Below are 21,091 nucleotides of genomic sequence, written 5' to 3' on the forward strand. Positions count from 1 at the left end.
TCACGCGCCGCCGTGCGCGGCGAACAGCGCACGCAGCAGCGCCATCAACCCGCTGTCGGGGCTCAGCAGCGCATGCAGCGACGCGTACACCACCGGCAGGAACAGCACCATCATCAGCACCGCGAGCGCGCTCTTCACCGGCTGCGCGAACACGAAGATGTTCAGCTGCGGCACCGCGCGGCCGACGAGGCCGATGCCGAGCTCGACGAGCACCAGCACGATGATCACCGGCGCGGCGAGCTTCACCATCCATTCGAAGATCGTGTCGGTCTGCCGCACGACGAAGGTCTCGAGCATCGACGAGAAGTCCGGGCCGAGCGAGCCGATCGGCCACCACGCATACGACTGCGCGAACAGCTGCACGAGCACCTGCAGGCCGCCCGCTGTCACGAACAGCGCGATCGCGACGAAATTGAGGAATCCCGACGTTGGGCCGCCTTCGTGGCCACCCATCGGATCGAAGAACGCGGCGCTGCCGCTGCCGGTCTGGAAATCGATCAGGTAGCCGACGCCCTGGATCGCGAACAGCACCGCGCTGAACGCGCCCGCGAGCAGCATGCCGACCACCGCCTCCTTCGCGACGAGCAGGCACCACATCAGGAACGGCAGCGCGGCGACCTGCGCCGGGTCGATCACCGGCGCGACGAACGCGGCAATCACGACCGCGATCCCGTTGCGCACGAGGCCCGTGATGATCTGCTCGTTGAACACCGGCACGACGAACATGATCGGCAGCAGCCGCGGCATCACGTAGAGCAGCGGGCGCAGCGTGCCGGCGATGTCGTTGAAGTTCGCCGCGTGGTCTAGCATCGGCGCTCCGCGGCCGTGGGGGCGGTGTCGTCGATGGAGGCGGCCGAATCGACCGAATCGACCGAATCGACCGCGTCGGCTGCGTCTGCATCCGCATCCGCCGGTCGCGACCTCATCTGCGCATCGAACGCGGCGGCCATGTCCGGCTGCCCCGCCGCGTGGCTCTCCGCGTCGCCCGCCCACACGCCGGCCGTCGCGAAACGCCGCACCGCGTGCGCATCCGCGACTTCGTCGGCGTCGCGCTCGACCCGCGCCGCGCGCGCCTGCAGCGCCTTCTCGCCGGCCTTGTCGAGCTTGTCCTCGGCGGCCTTCGCCTTGCGCGCGGCGCGCTGCAGGTCGGCGAGCGTCGCCTCGTGATCGCGATGCACGTGGGTGGCCTCGCTGACCGACGCGTTCGCGACGCCGATATGACGGTCGAACGTGCGCGTATCGGCCGCCGCGTTCTGCAGCGCGCGCGCCTCGCGCGCGTCGTCCGCAAGCCGGGTCTGGATCGCGGCCTTCGCGGCGACCTGCTGCGCGAGCTGCGCCTGCGCGGCGTCGAGCGCGCGACGGCTCTGCGCGGCGATGCCCTGCTGGCGCGCGGCCGCGACACGCGCGATCTGGCTGCGCATCTCGCGCACGCGCTTCAGGCGTGCGAGTGTCGCGAGCACGAGGCGGTCGTCGGCTTCAGACATGGTCGTTCGCGAGTTTCGTCAGCTTCGCGAGCAGCGCGTCGAAGCGCACGTCCTCGTGCGAGCCCTGCGCGCAGAACGCACCGATCGCATCGCGCGCGCGCAGCGCGAGATCGCCGAGCCGGTCGCTGCCCTCGCGATACTCGCCGATCTGCACGAGCAGCTCGATTTCCTGATACTTCGCGATCAGCTCGCGCACGCGCGCGGCCGACTGCTGATGTGCGCGGCTCGCGACGAGCGGCATCACGCGCGACAGGCTCGCGAGCACGTCGATCGCCGGATAGCGGTTCGCGAGCGCGATCTTGCGCGACAGCACGATATGGCCGTCGAGGATCGAGCGCACTTCCTCGGCAATCGGATCGGATTCCTCATCGCCTTCGACGAGCACCGTATACAGCGCGGTGATCGATCCCGTCGCGCCCTGCCCCGCGCGTTCGAGCAGGCGCGGCAGTACGGCAAATGTCGACGGCGGAAAGCTGCGCCGTGTCGGCGGCTCACCGCTCGCGAGTCCGACCTCGCGCTGCGCGCGGGCAAAGCGCGTGAGCGAGTCGACCAGGAGCAGCACGCGCTTGCCCGCATCGCGGAAATGCTCGGCGATCGCGGTCGCGACCAGCGCGGATTTCACGCGTTCCATCGCCGGACGATCGGACGTCGACACGACGACGATCGAGCGCGCGCGCACCTCGGGCGACAGGCTGTGCTCGATGAACTCGCGCACTTCGCGGCCGCGTTCGCCGACCAGCGCGATCACGTTCACGTCGGCCTGCGCGCCGCGCGCGATCATCCCGAGCAGCGTGCTCTTGCCGACACCCGACGGCGCGAAGATGCCGACGCGCTGGCCGATGCCGAGCGTCATCAGGCCGTCGATTACGCGCACGCCGGTCGGAAACGGCGTGTCGATCATCTTGCGCGCGAGCGGATTGGGCGGGTCCTGCTGCGTCGAGACCCACGCGGCGCCCGTCACCGGCCCGCGATCGTCGAGCGGCCGGCCGAGCCCGTCGAGCACGCGGCCGAACAGCGCTTCGCCGACCGGGAATACATGCTCGCGCCCCGACGGCACGACGGTCGTCTCCGGCGACAGGCCGGCCACGTCGCCGAGCGGCGTGAGCAAGGTGGTCTGCCGCGAGAAGCCGACCACTTCGGCGAGCAGCGTCGGCTGGTTCGGCGTGCGCAGCTCGCAGATCTCCCCGAGCCGCGCGCGGATCCCGGTCGCGTTGAGGATCTGTCCGACCGCATGATTGACGCGGCCCTGCACCGACACCGGCGAGAAGAACGCGAGCCCCGCATCGAGGTCGCCGACGAGGCGGCCGCGATCGAACGGCGCGGCATCGTCGTCGCTGCCGTCACCGAATGACTGCGGATCGTCGAGCGGCCCGTTCATCGCGTCGTGCCCTTCAGCGCGTCGCGGCGGATCGCCTGGCGCAGCGCGTCGATCTGCAGGTCGAGGCTCGCGTCGATGCGTCCGGACGGCGTCTCGACCGTGCAAGCGTGACGTTCGAGCTGCGCATCCTCGACGATGCGGATCCGTTGCCGGTTCGACTGGCCGGCGAACGCGCGCTCGAGCGCGTCGCGCATCTCGTCCTGCCGGCCGGGCGCGACCCGCACGATCAGGAACGCCTCGTCGCGCACGAGCGGCGCGATCCGCGCGAGCGCGGCCTCGTACAGCTTCTGCGTGGCCATCTCGCCGACGATCGCGCGCACGGCCTTCACGACGATGTCGGCCATCGAATCCTTCATCGACTCCATCGTGCGCGCGGCGGCCAGCGCCTGCGTATAGGTCTGCGCCGCATGCTCGCGCTGCGCGCGGCGCATCCCTTCGTCGTAGCCGGCCGCCTGGCGCTTGTCGAATTCGCGCTGCGCGTCGGCGACGATGCGCGCGGCCTCGTCGCGCGCGGTCGCGATTACCGCGGACGCATCGAGCAGCGCCGCGTATTCGCGCTCCTTGAGCACCTTGCGCTCCGACAGCAGCTGCAGGTTGTCGCTCGTGATCAGAAAAGCCAGTCCCATGACGCAAGCCTCTCGGGAATCAGAAACAGGAACAGCAATTCGCCGAACTGGTCGCGCTGCGTGCGGTTGAGCCAGTACGGCGCCTCGTCATCGATCGCGCGGTTGAATTTCAGGCGCACGCGCCGCGCGACCGCGTCGCCGGCCACGCCGATGAAATCCGCGAGCAATCGGCCGCCGCGTGCACGGATCACGACCGGCAGCGCGGCCGGATCGGCACGCCACGGTTCGAGCGTTTCCGCGAGCGCGCCGAATTCCGGCGCGCGCTCGAGCGCGAGCTCCAGCGCATCGCCGCCGAGCTTCGCCGCGACCTCCGCGCGGATGCGCCGCACGGTCAGCGCATCGCGCAGCCAGCCGCGATGCAGCAGCAGGCCCGCATACGACGCGAGCTGCTCGAGCGCCGCACCGGGCAGCAGCGCGAGCCGCGCACACGGATTGGCGACGTCGAAGTCGTGGTGCGCGGCCACGCCGTTCGCGTCGAGCAGGTGGCGGGCCAGCAGCTTGCGGCCGGCCGGGCCGAACGCGTCGGGCGAGCGATAGCGCGCGGGCCACTCGGCCGGCACGCGCGTCACGTGCAGATAGCGGTCGGGCCGTAGGTTGAATTCGCAGACGAGCGCGTGAAACGCCGTGCGCCGCCCGGCAGGCGGCGGCGCGATCGGGTGCAGCCACGGCAGCGACGCGGCGTCGGGCGTGGCGCCCGGCGGCAACGCATGAGGCTCGCTCATGCGCCGTCGCGCGCGCCGTCCGGCGTGCGCAGGCTGCCGCCGCCCGACTGCGCGGCTCCGCCGCCGGCCCCGTTCGCGCCGCGCGGCGTGCCGACCAGCCCGGCCAGCCGCGCGCCGAACATTCCGCGCCGCGCGGCCGACAGCGCGATCACCGCGCAGGTCAGCAGGATCAGCGCGAACACCAGCCAGCCCAGCGGCGAGCGCAGCCGCAGGATGTCCGACACCGCGCTGCCGATGCCGTCCACGCGCGTCGTGCGCGCGGCGGCCGGCTGCAGGAACAGCGATACGTTGTCGTACTGCAGCCCCTCGATGCTGTGCGCGACGAGATCCTTGACCATCGGCGCCATCGCGCGCAGGTCCACGCCGGGCCGGTAGCGGATGTACACGGCCGCCGACGACGGCTTGATCTTGTCCGCGAGCGGATCGTTCTCCGGAATCACGACCTGCACGCGCGCGACCACCACGCCCTCGATGTCCTGCAGCGTGCGCGACAGGTCCTGCGACACGCCGTACAGATAGCGCACGCGCTCCTCGGCCGGCGTCGAGACGAGCCCCTGCTTCTGGAACAGCTCGCCGAGGCTCGCATAGCTCGGCTTCGGCAACCCGTTCGCCTGCAGCACGGTCAGCGCCGACTGCATGTCGCCGTCCGCGACGCTCACGAGCCACGCGTTGCGATCCGACGTGTCACGCGCGTCGTTGTCCTTCGACGCGCTGATGCCCGCGTCGCCGAGCACGGCGACCATCTGGTTCGCGTCGCGCTCCGACAGGCCGGAGTAAAGCTCCTTCTGGCAGCCGGCCAGCAGCGCGAGCAGCCCCGCGAGCAGCGCACGCGCCGCCCGGCTGCGCCACGCATGCATGCGCGGCGTCGAATCGATCGTCGTCATCGTTTGTCCACTCAGGGCGCGCGGCCCGTTTGGCACATGCACCTCAGGGTCGTCCCATGCCTCGCGCCCGGCCCGTCCGGCGGCCGGCGCAAGCCCGTCACGAGCAGGAACGGATCCCGGTCACTCCTGCGTCTTCAGCACCGTGTGCGTGAAGCCGTTCGCCGCCTGCGCGACCGACAGGCTCAACTGGTATTCGGAAATCGTGGTGGTCGCCGTCCACTGGAAATCCATCGCCTGCACCATCGTCATCAACGGATCGCTGCGGTTGTCCGCCATCGACGTCAGCATCTCGGTGCGATGCTTGTCGATGTTCGCGTACCGCGTGTCGAGATCGTTGCCGTACGTGCGCAACCGCTCGACGAGCGACGAATGGTTCGCCTGCGCGGGCGTCGCGGGCGTCATCTGCACCGCCGGCGCCGCATCGGCCGCCACACGCGACATCGCGACACCCGATGCCGACGGCGACGCCGCGGCCGCACCCGGCTGCATCAACCCATCGAACTGGCGCACCTGCGCCGGATCGGACGCCGTGCCCGCCTGCTGCACGGCGCCCGCGAGCGCGGCCGCGCCCGGCGGCGCCGCGCCTACGCCTGTTATCGACATGATCGTGTCCTCCTTGACCGGCAGAGCCGGCAATAAGCCGGCCGGCACGCACCCACGCCCCACCGGGCGCCCGTCACGGGCGGCCCCGGCATGTGGCGTCGCGCGGCACGGCCGGCGACCGGCGTCATGCGCGGCCGGCGGAACTCAGGTGTTGCGCAACCTGGGCGTTCGCCGTCCCTTCCTGCGCGGTTACTGCGTTGCTGGTTTCGAACGTCGCGGTCGACTGCTGAACCTGGAAGTTGATCTTCGTCAGTTCGAGCTGCGTCTTGGTCAGGTCGTCCGCCTGTTGCTGGACTTGCTGCGTGTTGGTTGCACCACCCGTATTACCCGCTGCCGAGGCACCCATGATTCGCTCCTTTACGTGAAGAACATCACCTGCTTTCCGGCGCGGCCCCATGCCCCGCCGGCACCGTGACGCGCCGCTCGTGCGCGGCGTGTCGCGTCCTGCGCGCACCGCGCGAAACGCGATGCGCCTGTCATGTCCCGTCGCGGCGCTAGTGCGCCGCTCCTTTCAATGCGCCGGCGGCCGCGACGGACGCGCCTGCCGGTGCCGCCGGTGCCGCCGGCAACAGCGTCGGCCCCGGCACCGGCTGCGCGACCCCGGCCGCCGCACCGCTCGCGAGCGGCGGCACGGGCGGCGCCGGCGCCTGCCCGGGCGCGCTCGCGGACGAACCGCCGAGCGGCATCGTGATGCGCTGCCCGTTGCGCTCGAACACCACTTCGTCCGGCCCGATCGACACGACCGTCGGCCCTTCCTTCAGCCGCGCGCCTTCGAAGTAGCGGCTGCCGTCGACGGTCTCGATATAACGCTGATCGCCGTCGCCCGCGAACACGGTCGTGATCTCCGGAATCCCGGCGACACCGCCGAGCGTCGTCGCGGTGCGCGGCGCAGCCGCATCGGCGTCACGCACATGGTCGACCACCTCCAGCGCCGGGCGCGCGTCCTTCATGTAGTTGCGGATGCGCGGCTCGATCTGCGCGCGCTCGGCCGCCCCCGTCAATTCGATCCGGCCGCGGCCGAGATAGGTGACCGTCAGCGCCGTGTCGCTGAAATATGTCTGCGCGGTCGCGACGAGATCGCTCACGACGTAGATGTTGCCGAGCGCCGCGTTGTCGACGCCCGCGACGATCTGCGCGACGCGTTCGCGCGCGGCAGCATCGCTCACGTAGCCCGACACGATCACGCCGTCGTCGCGCGGCGCGACGGCGAGTTCCGGATACGCATGCAGCTGCTGCTGCAGCCGGTGCGTGCGCGCGAGCACCGATTCGTGCTGCCACGGCAGGCGGCCCGACCACGCGACGAAGCCATAGCCGAGCGCGCCGAGCAGCACGCCGATCCACAACGCGACGAGCGCGATCACGAGCCGCCGGCTGCCGAGACGCCGCAGCCCGCCGGTGAGCCAGCCGAGCCATGCGGCCTCGCGCGCGGCGTCCGGCGCGTCGGCCTCGTCGGGCACCGCGACGCTCGCCTGCGCATGACGCGCGATGCCGAGCTTGATGGAACCGACCGTCACGACGTCCTGCGGCGTCATCGAGCGGCGGCCCGCGCCGAGCGGCTCGTCGTTGAACAGCACCGGTGCGCCGCCGTCGCCGCCGTGGTTCTGCACGGTCACCGCGAGCGCGCCGACCTGCAGGCATACCTGTTTCGCGCCGATCTCGCGATCGGGCAGGATCACTTCGCAATCGGCCGCGGTGCCGACCCAGTTCGCGCCGCGCGCGAGCGACATCGTGCGGCCGTACATCGGCCCGCTGAGAAAGCACAGGTTCCACGGCGACGCGAGTGCGGCCGCCCCGGCCGCCGCGCCGCCGGGCACTGTGCCGTCGCCGTGCGGCTCAATGATGGTCGTCGACATGGGTGGACGCTCCTGCGGTCGTCGCCACGGGCTGCGACGCCGAATCCGACGACGGCGGCGGCGGCAAGGCGGGCGGGCCGAACTTCGTGCCGGGCAGCGGCGCGGGCGTCAGCGGCACCGCGATGTCGTTGTCCGGCGGGCGATACATCGACGCGCCGTTCGGATCGGCCGGCGCGCCCGCGCCCGGGTTCACGGGCGAGCCATCCGGCGCGTACATCGCCGCGGTCGTCACCACGCGCGGCGTCAGCAGATAGAACCGCTCCATGTGATTGCCCGACTTGTCGGTGTACTTGAACAGGTTGCCGATCAGCGGAATGTCCGACAGCCACGGCACACCGCTCTTGTTCAGCCGCACCTCGTCGTCGTTGAAGCCCGCGATCAGCAGGCTCTTGCCTTCGTCGATCATCGTCTTGGTGACGATGTTGCGCTGCTGGATCACCGGCACGTTCGACACTGCCTGCCCCGGCACGATGTTGCCGTCCTGGATGTCGATCGACATCATCACGCTCTGCGGATTGCCCGACACGGCCGCCGCATTGCGGATCGCCTCGTCGACGATCATCGGCGTCACCTTGATGCTGGTGCCGGTCGTCACGCTGTACAGCGACGAATCCTGGTAGCCCTGCACCTGCACGTAGAACTGCGTGAGGTTCTCGAGAATCGCCTCGGTATTGTCGAGCGCGAGCACCTTCGGCTTCGAGCGCAGCTGTGCCTGCCCTTTCTGCGCGAGCGCGTTCACGCGCGTGAGCAGGTAGTTGCGCAGCGAGCCGCCGATCGAAGCGGTGAGCGCGATACCGGTCGGCAGAAAGGCGCCGGTCTGCCCGGTTTCGGAGGTGCCGATGCCGAACGTCAGCGGCGGGTTGCCGGCGCCGTTGTACTGCGTGTTGCCGTTCAGCGGGTTCTGGCCATTGCCGATCTGCACGTCGCCATGCGTCGTGTGCAGGCGCCAGTCGATCCCGAGGCTGTCGAGCGAATCCTCGTTGATGTCGATGATCGTCACGTTGATCTCGACGATGCGCGGCCGCTCGTCGAGCTGGTTGATCAGCGACTGGTAGCGATACATGTTCTCTGGCAGGTCGCGCACGATCACCGCGTTGATCGCCGGATCGGCGACGATCTGCGGCAGCGTGTCGCCGCCGCCGGCGTTCGAGAACGGCGAGAAGCCGCCGGCCGCGCTGTCGGCGCCGCCATAGCTGCCCTGCCGCGAGCCGCCGGAAATGTCCGGGAAGTCGAGCCGCGGCACCGCGATCGTCAGCCCCGAGCCGAGCTTCACCTGGCGCGCGGCCTGCCCGAGCGGCGTGCTCGACGGCGGCTCGTTCGTGCCGCCGCCCTTGCCGAACAGCCGGCGCAGGATCGTCGCGACGCCGGGCACCGTCACTTCCTTGCCCGAGCGGTTGATCGTGAAATCGGACGCCCAGCCGTACCTGAGCCGGAACGCACGGATGTCCGCATGCGCGCCGTTCGCCGACGGATCGCCGACCGAGCCGACCGCCTGGCGCACGAGTTCGACATAGCGGCGCGGGCCGGCCACATACACGCTGTTCGCGCGGTCGTTGATCACGAGCGTGTAGCGCTTGTCGGGAATCTGCATCGCCTGCAGCGAGCGGCCGATCTCGCCGGCCGCGTTCGGCGGGATCGGAATCATCTGCGTCTGCGACTGGTCGGCCGGATCGACATACAGGAACGAGCCGTCGTAGTACCACGTGAGCCCGTAGGTCGAGCAGATCGTATCGAGCGTCTGCTGCGGCGTGCCCGAGAAGCGGCCGCTGATCACACCGTCCACCTTCGGATCGACCACGGCCGTCACGCCCTGCGACGACGCGAGCTCGCGAATGAAGTCGCCGATCTTCTTGCCGTTCGCGACGATCGTGAACGGCTTGTTGCGCCAGCGCAGGTCGGCCGCGCGCGCCGGCTGCGCGATCGTCACGCACAGCGACGCCGTGAGCAGCGCGGTCGCGCACATGGCGAGCGCAACCCGTTGCAGGCGGCGCGGTTGAAACCGGATCTGGGCGACGCGTTGACGCATCAAAGCACTCCTGAGGAAGAAACGAACATGCGTTCAAGCGCCTGCTGCGCGAAGCGCAACACCTCGCTGCCGAGCCAGCCCGACAGCAGCACGAGCGCGACCATCACGGCGATCAGCCGCACCGCGATGCCGATGTTGGCGTCCTGCACCTGCGTGACCGCCTGCAGGATCGCGACGACGAGGCCGGTCACGGTCGCGATCAGCACGATCGGCAACGACAGCAGCAGCACCAGCATCAGCGCCTGCCGCGTCAGGTCGAGGATCGTCGAGCTCGTCATTGCACGCCTCCGGGCGCGCGCACGCCGGCGCCCGCGCCGAGCGTGCCGTCGTCGGGCGGGTTCTTCACCCAGCCGACCGTATGGAGCTGCACGTCTTCCTCGACCTCCTGGTACGACAGCACCGCGAGCTCGGGCAGCACCGGCTGCAAGATCGTCTTCACGTAGCGGCGCGCGCCGAGCGCGACCATCACCGCGAGCCGCGGCGCACCTTGCGGATTGCCGTGGCCGCCGGCGCCGGCCGCCTGCGCGGCCTGCACGATCGCGCGCACCTGCTCGCCGATGTCCTGCTTGATCGCGCTCGACAGCGCGAGGAAATTGCCCTGCTTGGTCCGCATCACCGCGCTCTCGATCCGCTCCTGCAGGTTCTGCTCGAACAGCACGACACGCAGCTGGCGCGCCGCGCCCGCATGGCGATCGGTGATCATCCGGCGCAGGTCGACGCGCACCAGCTCGACCAGCGCGATCACGTCGTCCGGTTCGTTCGGCGCCCATGTGATCAGGCTCTCGAAGATCACGCGCAGGTTGCGGATCGGCACCTGTTCGGCGAGCAGCCGGCGCAGCACCTCGGTCACGCGCTGCAGCGGCACGAGCCGCGTCAGTTCGCCGACCAGTTCGGGATGCTCGCGGCGCACCAGGTGCACGAGCGCCTGCGTCTCCTGGATGCCGAGCAGCTCGTCCGCGTGCTGGCGCACGACCTGCTCGACGTGCGCGGCGAGCGCGCCTTCGCTCGTCAGCCACTTGCCGTCCGGCGCCGCGCCGTCGGGCTTGATCCACAGCGCGGTCGCGAACGGGCCGAAGGCCTCGGCCGGCTGGCGCTCCGCGCGTTCCGGCAGCGGCGCGACGCCGTCCCACAGCAGCCAGCCCGGCTTCAGCGCGCCATGCGCGGCGAGCACGTCCTGCAAATAGATCCGGTAGGTGCCGGCCGGCGCGCCCTCGTCGTCGTTCAGCGTGATGCGCGGAAACACCGTGCCGATATCCGCGTCGACGCGCGCCTTCGCGCTCGACAGCGCGGTCTGCAGCTGCGCGAGATTCAGCGTCGTGCGCAGGTCGTCCGACAGCGACACCGCGATCAGCGACGTGACGCCCGCCGCATGCGACACCTTCGCGGGCTGGCCGTCGTCGGTCGCGCCGATGCGTCCGGCAATATGAATCAGGTTGAAGCTCGGCGCGGTCGTCTTGCGCTTGAGCTGCGTGACGGCGAACGCGCCGAGGCCGAGCGCGATCAATGCGAACGACCATTTCGGGAAACCGGGTACGACGAGAAAGCCGGCGAGCACGAGCGCCGCGATCAGCAGCGCACGCGGATGCGCGCCGAGCTGCTCGCCCAGTTGCTCGCCGAGCTGGCGCTGCCGCGTGTCGCGCGTCGCGACGCGCGTCGTCACGATGCCGGCCGCGATCGACACCAGCAGCGACGGAATCTGCGACGCCATCCCGTCGCCGACCGTCAGGATCGCGTAACGCTGCAGCGCCTCGCCGATATCCATGCCGTGCATCAGCGTGCCGACCGCGATCCCCGCGACGATGTTGATGAACGCGATCACGAGGCCGGCGATCGCGTCGCCCTTCACGAACTTCATCGCGCCGTCCATCGCGCCATGCATCTGCGATTCCTGCTCGAGCCTCTCGCGGCGCTCGCGCGCTTCGTCGGCGCTGATGATGCCCGCGCGCAGGTCCGCATCGATGCTCATCTGCTTGCCCGGCATCGCGTCGAGCGAGAAGCGCGCGCCGACTTCGGCGACCCGTTCGGAGCCCTTTGCAATCACGATGAACTGCACGACGGCGATCACGAGGAACACCACGCCGCCCACCACGACGTTATTGCCGACCACGAGCCGCCCGAACGCGTCGATCACATGGCCCGCGTTCGCGTGCAGCAGGATCAGCTTGCACGACGCGATGTTCAGCGCGAGCCGGAACAGCGTGGTGAACAGCAGCAGCGCGGGAAACGACGAAAAACTGACCGCCGACGGCACGTAGGTCGATACCGTCAGCAGCACGACGCTCGCCGCAAGGTTCAGCGAGATCATCCCGTCGAGCGCGGCCTGCGGCAGCGGCAGGATGAACAGCGCGACCACCGACACGATGAAGCCGGCGAGAAACAGGTCGGCGCGCGGCGACGCCCCGAGGCGCCGCCCGGACACGCTGCGGCCGGCGGAAAAGATCCGCTGCCAGTCGCGAGGGAGCGCCTTCGGTTCTGCCATCGTGCCGTCGTCCTGTCGTTGTTGCCGGCGGGCGCGGGCCGTCATGCCCCGCGTCGCTCGGACCGTTGAATGGGACGAGTGTAGCGACGGGAAACCGCGTGAAAAGGGATGCGCCTCGTAGCGTCGCGGCGGTTTTCCGGCGACGATCGGATCGGACTACGAAACCCGGTGGCGCGTGCGCGCGCCCGTCGCCGGAACCGCTTCCATCGCGCGGCGGGCGCCGCGCGCACGGAAGGGGTCAGGACTCCAGACGGCGCGCGGCGAGGTACGCGAGCTGCGCGCGGTTCTGGACGTTGAAGAGTTTTTCGAGCGAACGGATATGGTGACCGACCTTGTGCAGCGACGTGCGCAACGCGCTGGCGATCTCCTGGTCGGACAGCCCGTGCACGAGGCGCTCGAGCACCTGCTGCTGCTCGTCGCCGAGCGCGAAGCCGCGCATGCGCGCGATGCGCGCCTCGAGAAACGGCAGCGCGATGCGATGCACGGCAAGACTCACCGACAGTGCGCCGCCGATCACGCGATCGTCGATCCATTCGGTACCGTGGGCTTCCGACGTCACGTTCACCGCGACGCGCAAGTCGAGCCGCGGCGCCGACAGGCTGAAGATCACGCCGCTGTTCATTGCGTGCGCACGCAAATGGCCGGCCAGCGCGAGCACCTTGCGATCTCCGCTGCCCTGCGCGGCCGACTCGATCTCGTCGAGCCGCCACGCGACCGGAAAGCCGCTCTGCCGCACCTCGGCGAAACGCGGGTCGCTCTCGTAGAGCATGCCGTCTATATACGGCTGCATGAACGTCGCGGGCGCGAGGTCGCGCAGCAGATGCGCGCACAGGATGCGTCGCCCGATCATCTCGTAGGCGCCGTAGCCGAGCGTGCTGAAACCGATTTGCCGCAATCGCGCATGGCATTGGGCGAAGTCGACGAGACTCAGGTCGGATTTACCGGGCGCGATTTGAATGCCGGTAAAAACGTCGCGCTCGAATGCATGAATTTCTTTCGAATAAGCGGCAGCGGCCGCGATATCGGCTTGCGAAAACCACTCGACGCGTGGCGCGTCGTCAGCATATGTCATGAGCAGCCCACCCCTTCCCAATATGTGAACGTGCCCCGTCACCACCTGGTCTTTTCTTTATGATTTTCTGGTTGTCTCTATACGGGTGCGGATATGAACCTTTCGTCCGCATTAGTATTACGGCATATTACGCGCACACAGGCATTTTTGTACAATGCCACCGCGTTTCGTCTGGATGACGATCGGCGCATATCAAAAGATGCTCGATCGCACCGTCGCGAGCGCCGTGCACGACACGGCCGCCGCCACGCGATGCGCGTCGATTCCGAGGGATGGCTCATGTCCGATATTGCATTGCAAGAAGAAGCGGTCGCCCCAACCGCGCCCCGTTCGCCCCGCCGGACGGCGGCCTGCGCCGACGCATCGAGAGAGCGGCCGGTGCAGGTCGTCTGGTGCGATGACTTGAAGCGCGGCGACATCACGCAGCCGCATGCGCCGAAGCTCGGCGTCGCCGATACGCTCGCGAACGCGCAGAGCACGGCGGAACGCAACCGGATCGTCGCCAGCCTGCTGCACCTGACGGGCTTCTCGACGTTCGCGTACTTCGCGCTCGAATTCTCGCGCGAGCGCGTCGAAAGTCTCTATCTGCACGAGGCGTTCACGCCGAACACCTACCGCGGCGACTACGTGCGGCACAACCATCACGACATCGATCCGCGTACGCTCGACGCGCGCGTGTGCAACATGCCGATCGTGTGGGACTTGCAGCAGCTGCGCCGCGAACATCGCGAGCGCGACGACGGCCCGTGCGTGACGCCGGCCGCGCTCGACGGTTTCCTGCAGACGATGCAGGACGACGGGATGTGCAGCGGCATCATGTATTCGATGGCCGTGCCCGGCACGCGGCTGCATGCGTTCATGAGCTTCACCGCGCCGCGCCGCACGCGCGAGTGGATCACGCCGGCGACGATCGAGCAGGCGCTGTCGATCGGGCTGTCGGTGCACAAGTTCGCGTCGCCGCAACTGATCGCGACATCGCGCGAGCGCGCCGTGAACGGGCTCACGCCGTTCGAGCAGGAACTGCTGCTGGGCATCGCGGAAGGCGCATCCGACAAGGAGATCGGCCGGCGCCTCGACACCAGCGCGCACAACGTCGACTATCACCTGCGCAAGCTGCGTAAGCGCTTCGGCGTCGCGAACCGGATCCAGCTCACATACCTCACGTCGAAGCTCGAGCTGATCTGACGCGCTGCGCGCCCATGCGAACATGCCGGCCTCGCGGGCCGGCATGTGCGGGGCGCATCGCGAGGATGACGCGCGCCGTTACTTCATCAGCGTCATCTGCACGACCTTGACGATCACGAGACCGACCGCGACCACCAGATAGCCGCGCAGCACGGCCATCCAGACACGCGTCGCGACCGTCATCTTCTGCGGCTCGAGTGAGTCGAGCGGCGGCATGCGCCACGTGTCGCGCGCCGCACGATCGATGCCCGGCTCGACGACGCGCTTGTTGCGGCGGATCAGCACCGTCGCGAGATAACCGGCGATCGCAAGCACCGTGCCGCCGACCAGCACGTCGACGATCGCTTCGCCGCTGATGTCCGGATACATCACCGACGCGGTCAGGATGATCGACAGCAGCACGAGCACCCAGATCACCGCGCCCGTAAACACGTTGAGCCTCGTCGAGTTGACCCACGGGCCGAGCACCTGGCGATCGTTGCAGAGCACGAGCAGGAACACCGTCGCGCTCGGCAGCAGCACGCCCGCGAGCGTCTGCACCGCTTCGGTCAACAGGCCGAGCGGGCTCCCCGGAATCAGCACGAGCGCGGCAGCGGCCGCGACGATCCCGAAGTAGACGAGATAGAAGCCCTTCGCGTCCGACACGCCGCGATGCAGCGAATGGCGGATCTTGAACACGTCGCCGATCGCGTACGCGGTCGACAGCGACACCGCCGCCGCGCCGATGATGCACGCATCGAGCAGCGCGACCGCGAACAGCGTCGCGCCCGTGCGGCCCGCATACTTCTCGAGGCCCGCGATCACGCCGCCCGCGTCGGTGAAGTTGCCGGCTTCCGGATGACCGCCGAACAGCGCGGCGCTGAAGCCGATCATCGCGACCGCGCCGATCAGCACGAACGCGATGCCGATCCACAGGTCGACCTTCTCGTACTTCATGAAGCGCGGCGTGATGCGCTTGTCGATCACGTAGCTCTGCTGAAAGAACAACTGCCACGGCGCGACCGTCGTGCCGACGATGCCGATCACGAGCAGCATCACGTCGGACAGCTTCGCGTGCGCGGGCCAGGTCGGCACGAAGAAGTCGCGCGACATCTGCGACACCGGCGGGTGGATCGACACGAGCACCGGCACGAGCAGCAGGCTCAGCACGCACAGCACGATCGCGAACCGCTCGAAGCGCCGGAAGTCGCCGGTACTCACCGCGGCCATCGTCAGCGCGGCCGCCACGCACACGCCCGCAACCTTCGGGAGCCCGAAGAAAGCCAGCACGAACGTGATGCCGATGAACTCGGTGACGATCGTCAGCGCATTGAGAAGGAACAGGTCGATCACGCTGAACGCGCCCCAGAACCGGCCGAAGCGCTCGAAGATCAGGCGCGCATGGCCGACGCGCGTGACCGCGCCGAGGCGCAGCACCATTTCCTGGTTCACGTACAGCACGGGCACCAGCAGCAGCAGCGTCCACAGCAGCGTCGTGCCGTAGTTCTGGCCGGCCTGCGTGTAGGTGCCGAATGCGCCCGCGTCGTTGTCGCCAACCATCACGATCAGGCCGGGGCCGATGATCGCGAGCAGCGTGCGCAGCCGCGCCCACCACGTGCGCCGCGCGGCGGTGTCGTGATGCGCGATCGTGCCGAGGGCACCGCGGATGTCGCCCAGGTGGGCTTCATCGAGCACGGCGCTGCGCTCGACGGCGATCGGTGGAGAGACGTTGGATGGCGTGGACATGATGAATTCCGTACGGCTGGTTTTTTATCCGGCCAAGCGTGTGGCCTTGGCATACGCGCGCGGAACGGCCCGCGTGCGCATGCCGAGACGCGCTCGGTGCGTCAGTGGAACAACGACTTGAGGTGGTTCAACAACCGGGAGAACACCCGCGGACGGGCGTCGAAGGTCAGCATCGCGTCGTAGTGCGAACGGGATTGCATGACTTGCGGGAGATTCGACAGCAGAAGGCCGAAGTTCATGGTCTGGCTCCTGGCGGCGACGGCATGCGTGCCGGCCGCGTGGTGGGCGCGGGGCCAGTCCGGAGCCTGAACGACGTGTCAGGCTAGTCGGCCGGCATGTCCCTGCGACCCGGGTTCAAAAGGGTCTGTTGACGCAACGGGCATAAGGGACAACTGTCACTGTCGTTCATGGCGGCTCCTGTACGGTGTTCCGGAAAACACGGTTGACCGCCGTCCGGCGCGCTGACCGCCGTTCGGCTGCATGCGAAACGCATGCGCGAACGCGGCCGCGCACCAGGCGGCGGCGAATCCGGATCGCGCATGCGCAAAGGCATCACGCTAACCGGCGCGAATCAGGGTGCACGTAGGGGGTTACTGCGGAATACTGCTGCGCGCACCGTTTGCCTGGGGACAAACGGCGGCTTCGATGAGGCGCGGACGTCGGTCGCTCAGGCGGAAATTTCGTTCGAAGATCGACTACTGCAGGCGTCCAAGGCGGCGGCCCCAAGAGTGAAGATGCCGGATTCTATGGACCGGCCGAAACGGAAGTCAACCCTCTGCAACACCGTTCCGGGAACATTTTTCCCCGGACTGGGACGCTGAAAGATTTGCGCCCGGAATGACGCGCCGCAACCTTTCAACACGTGGGCCGCCGCGTGCCGCCGATGCATGCGAGCAACAGTGTCCGCAAGCGGCCGGCGGCCGGCTGTAGCTCCCGCCGGCCAGGCCGCACCCGCCGCTGCGACACTGTGGCGATGTGCGCAAAGCCGACGTTTTTTGCTTGCACCGCAGCAAAACGCGCGACTACAATCCGCTCCGGATCATCAAGGGAGTCCCTCCGTGGACACATGCTCTAGTTGTAGTTCGATGCCGGCTCAGGCCGGCCAAGCCATCGCGAGATAGAAGCCGGACGCATGTCCTTCGCCGCTAGCTCGCTTCGTCGGGTTAGCGCGCTTCCTCCCGGACCGGCCTCACCGGTTCGTCAGTCGCACGCTCCGTTACGTTCCAACCGCCGATCGCAGGCCGCGTCGTGCCTACGCTCGATCACGTCGTCCGGTATGCTCCGGACCGGACGGAGGTACGCCATGTTCTTTCAATCGCTCGCCGCAAAACTCAAGCGGCGCCTGCACGTTACGTGCGATCGCCTGTCGGTTTCACCGCTCGCCGAAGCGCTCGCCGAAGCGCTCGGCAACTGGCGCGGCAGCGCGCTCGCGCATAGGCCGGCGGCGCCGCGCCCGCTCGACTGCATGCTGGCCGGCGCGATGGCGGCCGCCGTCGCGCTCGTCGTGCTGCTCTGCACGGCCGCGTCGCGTCTCGGCTTCGCCCAGGCATGGCGTATCGGCGGCTGGCTGCCGTAAGCGGCAGCGCGGCGCTGCGCGGCCGTGTGCCCATGCGCCGCCCGCACGCATGCGATCGCCTCGCGCCGCCCTCTGTCCAGCCCGACCCAGCACTCGAATAACGGAACACAAATGAAGAATCGTTTCGAACCCGCGCGCACGCGCCGACTCGATGCGCTCACGGCGCTTCTCCTGTCCCTCGCCGCAGCGCCCGCATTCGCACAATCGGCGTCGCCCGCCGCTGCCGAATCGACGGCCGGGGCCAGCGACACCGCCGCCGTCCAGCCCGCCGATGCCGCCGCGCCCGCCCCCACCGGCTTCTGGGACCGTTCGAACCTGTTCGGCAACATGGGCGGCCTGCGCGACGTGCTCGGCGACCACGGCGTCACGCTGAGCCTGCAGGAAACCAGCGAATACCTGTACAACGCCGCGGGCGGCACGAATCGCGGCGGTGCGTACCAGGGCGTCGCCCAATTCGGCTTCAACGTCGATACGGAGAAGGCGATCGGGCTGCCGGGCGGCACGTTCAACGTGTCGGGGCTGCAGATCCACGGCACCAACCTCACGCAGCGCTACCTGCAGACGCTGCAGACCGCCACCGGTATCGAGGCGAATTCGACCACGCGGCTGTGGGAGCTCTGGTACCAGCAGGCGTTTCTCGACGGCAAGGCCGACGTGAAGGTCGGCCAGCAGAGCGTCGACCAGGAGTTCATGGTGAGCCAGTACGCGGCGACGTTCATGAACGCGACGTTCGGCTGGCCCGTTCTGCCGGCGACCGACCTGCCGGCCGGCGGCCCCGCGTATCCGCTGTCGTCGCTCGGCGTGCGGCTGCGCGTGAAACCGGCCGACGCGTGGACCGCGATGGTCGGCGTGTTCGACGGCAACCCGGCCGGCCGCAGCGACGGCGACGCCCAATCGCTGAACGCGCACGGCACCAACTTCAACCTGCGCAGCGGTGCGTTCGTGATCGGCGAACTCCAGTACGCGCTGAACGCGCCGCCCGCCGATCCGAAGGCGCCGCCACCGGCCGGCCTGCCGGGCACGTACAAGCTCGGCTTCTGGTATCAGTCGCAGCACGCGAACGATCCGCGCTTCGGCACCGACGGGCTGTCGCTCGCGAATCCCGACAGCAACGGGATCGCCGCCACGCATCGCGGCAACTACGGCTTCTATGCGGTCGCGGATCAGATGGTGTGGCGGCCGTCGGCCGACAGCCCGCGCTCGGTCGGCGTGTTCGCGCGCGTGATGGGCTCGCCGGGCGATCGCAACGTCGTCGATTTCGCGGCGAATGCCGGCATCACGCTGAAGGCACCGTTCGCCGGACGCGACAACGATACGGCCGGCATCGCGGTCGGCTACGCGAAGATCGGCTCGCACGCGCGTGCGCTTGACGGCGACACCGGCACCTACACGACGCCTGGCTATCCGGTGCGCCGCGCGGAAACGGTGATCGAGGCGACCTACCAGTACCAGGTCACGCCGTGGTGGCAATTGCAAGCCGACCTGCAGCACTTCTTCCGGCCGGGCGGCGGCATCCCGAACCCGAACGCGGCCGGCGCGCGCATCGGCGACGAAACGGTGGTCGGCGTGCGCACGACGATCACGTTCTGACGCACCGCGCATGCGACACGGGCCGGACTGCCGCTTGCGCGGCGCGCCGGCCCGTTGTGCATTCAACTGCTGGCGCGCGACGCGCGCGCCCCGTCACTCGCCATACAGCCCGAGCAGTTTCAGCGTGACGCCGTTGGTCCAGCCGAAGCCGTCCTGCAGCGGATATTCGCCGCCCCCGCCACCGCCCGCGCCCGTCCCCTCGACCACGTACTTCTCGACGAGCTTGCCTTCGGTCGCATACACATGCTTCACGTCGGTCAGGAAGCGCGTGCCGATGTCCTTCGCGAGCGCCGGGTCGCCGTAACGGCGCAGCCCGTCGATCGCGATCCACTGGAGCGGCGCCCAGCCGTTCGGCGCATCCCACTGCTGGCCGGTGTTCACGGTCGTCGTCGCGAGGCCGCCCGGCTGCAGCAGCGTCTTGCGCACCTCGCGCGCGGTCGCCTTCGCGCGCTCGGGCCACGCGACGCTCGTGAACAGCGGATACAGCGCGGCGGCCGTCACGCCGTCGCGCGGCTTGCGCAACTGCCAGTCGTAGTCGCCGTAATAGCCGCGACGATTCCACAGATAGTGGTTGATCGCGGCCGCGCGGCGGCCCGCCCGTGCGGAAAAGTCCGCGACGCACGCGATGTCGTGCGTGACCGCGCAGCCCTTCACGATCGTCGTCTCGAGATGGAACATCAGGCTGTTCAGGTCGACCGGCACGATCGACGTCGTGCGGATCGTCGCGAGCGTCTTGCCGTCGCCGAACCAGCGCGAGCTGTAATCCCAGCCGCTTTCGGCGCCTGCGCGCAGGTCGCGGTACACCTCGTTCGCGGGGCGATTGGGCACAGCCTTCGCGGTCGTCACGTCCTCGAGATACGACTCGTCGCGCGGCGTGTCGCTCGCGTCCCAGTAGCGGTTCAGCACCGCGCCGTCCGGCATCGCGACCACGTGGCGCGCGGCCTGCCCGCGCGGCGTCGTGGTTTCGCCATGCATCCAGTACGCATACTCCTTGCGCAGCGCCGGCAGGTATTTCTGGTAGACCTTGTCGCCTTCGGCCTGTGCGGCGAGCGTGACCATGTACGCGAAGAACGGCGGCTGAGAGCGGCTCGCGTAGTACGTGCGGTTGCCGTTCGGGATGTGGCCGATCGTGTCGATCAGATGCGCGAAGTTGTCGAGCATGTCGTCGACGAGATCCTCGCGCCCCGACACCTGCAGCCCGAGCATCGTGAAATAGGTATCCCAGTAGTAGCCTTCGCGGAAGCGGCCGCCCGGCACCACGTACGGCTTCGGCATCGGGATCAGCGAGCTGTACGGCGGCACCGTCGTGCTGGTGCGCGTGAGTTGCGGCCACAGCCAGTCGATGTGCTGGCGCAGCGTCTGGTTCGCGGGCGGCGTGACGCCGCCTGCCGGCGGCGGCGTGAAGTGCTGGTCGACGAACGCCTTCAGCGAGAAGCCCGGCTGCGACTTCTGTTGCTGATACAACTGCATGATGGTCGCGGGATCGGTATCGGGCGTCGCATCGACGAAGGTCTTCTGGTCGGGATAGAGCTGCGCGGTCTGCACCGCGACGAACAGGTCGCCGTAGAGCTGGCTCGGCGGCGGCAGCAGCGTGCCGCCGGACGCCGGATTCGCGAGCGCGGCCGAGGCCGGCACAGCTGCCTGCGTGGCCGCGTGGTTCGCGCTGTCGGCTTGCGCCGCGCATCCGGCGACGGCCAGGTACGCGACGGCCAGGACGGCGGCCCAGCGCATGCGCGGCGCGCGCGCGAATGAATGCGAGTGCGAGTGCGAGTGCGAGTGCGAGTGCGAGTGCGAGTGCGAGTGTGAAGCAGGATGCGATGCGATCGATGCGGCACGACGTGACATCATGACGTGTCCCCTCCTTTCGATGGTGAGTGGATCGGCAGGG

The 21,091-nt window shown here is 68.9% G+C and carries 19 protein-coding genes; 3 read left to right on the forward strand and 16 right to left on the reverse strand.

Features of this window, described 5'->3' with window-relative positions; genetic code table 11:
* The 13 genes from sctT to BAMB_RS21190 all read right to left on the reverse strand — a co-directional run bounded on the left by sctT (position 1) and on the right by BAMB_RS21190 (position 13,127).
* Positions 1-810 (reverse strand): type III secretion system export apparatus subunit SctT, encoded by an 810-nt coding sequence (sctT, locus tag BAMB_RS21130; RefSeq protein WP_006754499.1) that lies wholly within the window; start codon positions 808-810, stop codon positions 1-3.
* Positions 804-1,484: a hypothetical protein gene (locus BAMB_RS21135; protein WP_011659208.1), complete on the reverse strand. Its 681-nt coding sequence runs from the start codon at positions 1,482-1,484 to the stop codon at positions 804-806. The genes sctT and BAMB_RS21135 overlap by 7 nt, the downstream gene beginning before the upstream one ends.
* Positions 1,477-2,862: a type III secretion system ATPase SctN gene (gene sctN / locus BAMB_RS21140; protein WP_006754497.1), complete on the reverse strand. Its 1,386-nt coding sequence runs from the start codon at positions 2,860-2,862 to the stop codon at positions 1,477-1,479. Before sctN ends, BAMB_RS21135 begins: the two co-directional genes overlap by 8 nt.
* Positions 2,859-3,488 carry a type III secretion system stator protein SctL gene (gene sctL, locus BAMB_RS21145; RefSeq protein WP_011659209.1) on the reverse strand — a complete coding sequence of 210 codons (630 nt, stop codon included), beginning with the start codon at positions 3,486-3,488 and terminating at the stop codon, positions 2,859-2,861. Before sctL ends, sctN begins: the two co-directional genes overlap by 4 nt.
* The gene (locus BAMB_RS21150) at positions 3,470-4,210 is read right to left on the reverse strand and encodes a SctK family type III secretion system sorting platform protein (RefSeq protein WP_011659210.1); all 741 of its coding nucleotides are present in this window, start codon (positions 4,208-4,210) and stop codon (positions 3,470-3,472) included. The genes sctL and BAMB_RS21150 overlap by 19 nt, the downstream gene beginning before the upstream one ends.
* A complete protein-coding gene (gene sctJ / locus BAMB_RS21155; RefSeq protein ID WP_041491499.1) occupies positions 4,207-5,094 on the reverse strand; it encodes a type III secretion system inner membrane ring lipoprotein SctJ in 888 nt (295 codons plus the stop codon). Before sctJ ends, BAMB_RS21150 begins: the two co-directional genes overlap by 4 nt.
* Positions 5,095-5,214: 120 nt before the next feature.
* Positions 5,215-5,697: a hypothetical protein gene (locus BAMB_RS21160; protein WP_041491500.1), complete on the reverse strand. Its 483-nt coding sequence runs from the start codon at positions 5,695-5,697 to the stop codon at positions 5,215-5,217.
* A gap of 124 nt (positions 5,698-5,821) precedes the next feature.
* Positions 5,822-6,043: a hypothetical protein gene (locus tag BAMB_RS21165; RefSeq protein ID WP_041491501.1), complete on the reverse strand. Its 222-nt coding sequence runs from the start codon at positions 6,041-6,043 to the stop codon at positions 5,822-5,824.
* Between the two features lie 148 nt (positions 6,044-6,191).
* On the reverse strand, positions 6,192-7,550 hold the full coding sequence (sctD, locus tag BAMB_RS21170; RefSeq protein WP_011659213.1) for a type III secretion system inner membrane ring subunit SctD: 1,359 nt from the start codon (positions 7,548-7,550) through the stop codon (positions 6,192-6,194).
* A complete protein-coding gene (gene sctC, locus BAMB_RS21175) occupies positions 7,531-9,576 on the reverse strand; it encodes a type III secretion system outer membrane ring subunit SctC (protein WP_011659214.1) in 2,046 nt (681 codons plus the stop codon). The genes sctD and sctC overlap by 20 nt, the downstream gene beginning before the upstream one ends.
* On the reverse strand, positions 9,576-9,854 hold the full coding sequence (sctS, locus tag BAMB_RS21180; protein ID WP_011659215.1) for a type III secretion system export apparatus subunit SctS: 279 nt from the start codon (positions 9,852-9,854) through the stop codon (positions 9,576-9,578). The genes sctC and sctS overlap by 1 nt, the downstream gene beginning before the upstream one ends.
* Positions 9,851-12,055 (reverse strand): type III secretion system export apparatus subunit SctV, encoded by a 2,205-nt coding sequence (gene sctV, locus BAMB_RS21185; protein ID WP_041491671.1) that lies wholly within the window; start codon positions 12,053-12,055, stop codon positions 9,851-9,853. The genes sctS and sctV overlap by 4 nt, the downstream gene beginning before the upstream one ends.
* A gap of 238 nt (positions 12,056-12,293) precedes the next feature.
* Positions 12,294-13,127 (reverse strand): helix-turn-helix transcriptional regulator, encoded by an 834-nt coding sequence (locus BAMB_RS21190; RefSeq protein ID WP_011659217.1) that lies wholly within the window; start codon positions 13,125-13,127, stop codon positions 12,294-12,296.
* A 279-nt stretch (positions 13,128-13,406) separates the two neighbouring features.
* Here BAMB_RS21190 and BAMB_RS21195 point away from each other — a divergent pair, with 279 nt between their 5' ends.
* A complete protein-coding gene (locus tag BAMB_RS21195) occupies positions 13,407-14,312 on the forward strand; it encodes a helix-turn-helix transcriptional regulator (RefSeq protein WP_011659218.1) in 906 nt (301 codons plus the stop codon).
* A gap of 78 nt (positions 14,313-14,390) precedes the next feature.
* On the opposite strand, the gene BAMB_RS21200 is transcribed toward BAMB_RS21195, so the two are convergent.
* The gene (locus BAMB_RS21200) at positions 14,391-16,037 is read right to left on the reverse strand and encodes an NRAMP family divalent metal transporter (protein WP_011659219.1); all 1,647 of its coding nucleotides are present in this window, start codon (positions 16,035-16,037) and stop codon (positions 14,391-14,393) included.
* Between the two features lie 101 nt (positions 16,038-16,138).
* Positions 16,139-16,276: a hypothetical protein gene (locus tag BAMB_RS35450; RefSeq protein WP_166488187.1), complete on the reverse strand. Its 138-nt coding sequence runs from the start codon at positions 16,274-16,276 to the stop codon at positions 16,139-16,141.
* A gap of 1,064 nt (positions 16,277-17,340) precedes the next feature.
* On the opposite strand from BAMB_RS35450, the gene BAMB_RS21205 reads away from it, so the two are divergent.
* Complete coding sequence (locus BAMB_RS21205; RefSeq protein ID WP_011659221.1) at positions 17,341-17,613, forward strand: hypothetical protein; 273 nt, start codon at positions 17,341-17,343, stop codon at positions 17,611-17,613.
* Between the two features lie 111 nt (positions 17,614-17,724).
* Positions 17,725-19,203 (forward strand): carbohydrate porin, encoded by a 1,479-nt coding sequence (locus tag BAMB_RS21210; RefSeq protein WP_011659222.1) that lies wholly within the window; start codon positions 17,725-17,727, stop codon positions 19,201-19,203.
* 93 nt (positions 19,204-19,296) lie between these two features.
* Here the strand turns inward: BAMB_RS21210 and treA are convergent, their stop codons facing one another.
* The gene (gene treA, locus BAMB_RS21215; protein ID WP_011659223.1) at positions 19,297-21,051 is read right to left on the reverse strand and encodes an alpha,alpha-trehalase TreA; all 1,755 of its coding nucleotides are present in this window, start codon (positions 21,049-21,051) and stop codon (positions 19,297-19,299) included.
* Positions 21,052-21,091 lie beyond the last annotated feature (40 nt).

It is taken from the genome of Burkholderia ambifaria AMMD, from assembly GCF_000203915.1.
Lineage (GTDB): Bacteria > Pseudomonadota > Gammaproteobacteria > Burkholderiales > Burkholderiaceae > Burkholderia > Burkholderia ambifaria.

What these genes read in the sequence shown, in the direction of transcription:
- treA (WP_011659223.1), bottom strand. Translation starts at nt 21,051, where the DNA reads ATGATGTCACGTCGTGCCGCATCGATCGCATCGCATCCTGCTTCACAC.
- sctV (WP_041491671.1), bottom strand. Translation starts at nt 12,055, where the DNA reads ATGGCAGAACCGAAGGCGCTCCCTCGCGACTGGCAGCGGATCTTTTCC.
- BAMB_RS21205 (WP_011659221.1), top strand. Translation starts at nt 17,341, where the DNA reads ATGTTCTTTCAATCGCTCGCCGCAAAACTCAAGCGGCGCCTGCACGTT.
- BAMB_RS21190 (WP_011659217.1), bottom strand. Translation starts at nt 13,127, where the DNA reads ATGACATATGCTGACGACGCGCCACGCGTCGAGTGGTTTTCGCAAGCC.
- sctD (WP_011659213.1), bottom strand. Translation starts at nt 7,550, where the DNA reads ATGTCGACGACCATCATTGAGCCGCACGGCGACGGCACAGTGCCCGGC.
- BAMB_RS35450 (WP_166488187.1), bottom strand. Translation starts at nt 16,276, where the DNA reads ATGAACTTCGGCCTTCTGCTGTCGAATCTCCCGCAAGTCATGCAATCC.
- sctT (WP_006754499.1), bottom strand. Translation starts at nt 810, where the DNA reads ATGCTAGACCACGCGGCGAACTTCAACGACATCGCCGGCACGCTGCGC.
- BAMB_RS21160 (WP_041491500.1), bottom strand. Translation starts at nt 5,697, where the DNA reads ATGTCGATAACAGGCGTAGGCGCGGCGCCGCCGGGCGCGGCCGCGCTC.
- sctL (WP_011659209.1), bottom strand. Translation starts at nt 3,488, where the DNA reads ATGGGACTGGCTTTTCTGATCACGAGCGACAACCTGCAGCTGCTGTCG.
- sctJ (WP_041491499.1), bottom strand. Translation starts at nt 5,094, where the DNA reads ATGACGACGATCGATTCGACGCCGCGCATGCATGCGTGGCGCAGCCGG.
- BAMB_RS21195 (WP_011659218.1), top strand. Translation starts at nt 13,407, where the DNA reads ATGTCCGATATTGCATTGCAAGAAGAAGCGGTCGCCCCAACCGCGCCC.
- sctC (WP_011659214.1), bottom strand. Translation starts at nt 9,576, where the DNA reads ATGCGTCAACGCGTCGCCCAGATCCGGTTTCAACCGCGCCGCCTGCAA.
- BAMB_RS21150 (WP_011659210.1), bottom strand. Translation starts at nt 4,210, where the DNA reads ATGAGCGAGCCTCATGCGTTGCCGCCGGGCGCCACGCCCGACGCCGCG.
- sctN (WP_006754497.1), bottom strand. Translation starts at nt 2,862, where the DNA reads ATGAACGGGCCGCTCGACGATCCGCAGTCATTCGGTGACGGCAGCGAC.
- sctS (WP_011659215.1), bottom strand. Translation starts at nt 9,854, where the DNA reads ATGACGAGCTCGACGATCCTCGACCTGACGCGGCAGGCGCTGATGCTG.
- BAMB_RS21135 (WP_011659208.1), bottom strand. Translation starts at nt 1,484, where the DNA reads ATGTCTGAAGCCGACGACCGCCTCGTGCTCGCGACACTCGCACGCCTG.
- BAMB_RS21165 (WP_041491501.1), bottom strand. Translation starts at nt 6,043, where the DNA reads ATGGGTGCCTCGGCAGCGGGTAATACGGGTGGTGCAACCAACACGCAG.
- BAMB_RS21200 (WP_011659219.1), bottom strand. Translation starts at nt 16,037, where the DNA reads ATGTCCACGCCATCCAACGTCTCTCCACCGATCGCCGTCGAGCGCAGC.
- BAMB_RS21210 (WP_011659222.1), top strand. Translation starts at nt 17,725, where the DNA reads ATGAAGAATCGTTTCGAACCCGCGCGCACGCGCCGACTCGATGCGCTC.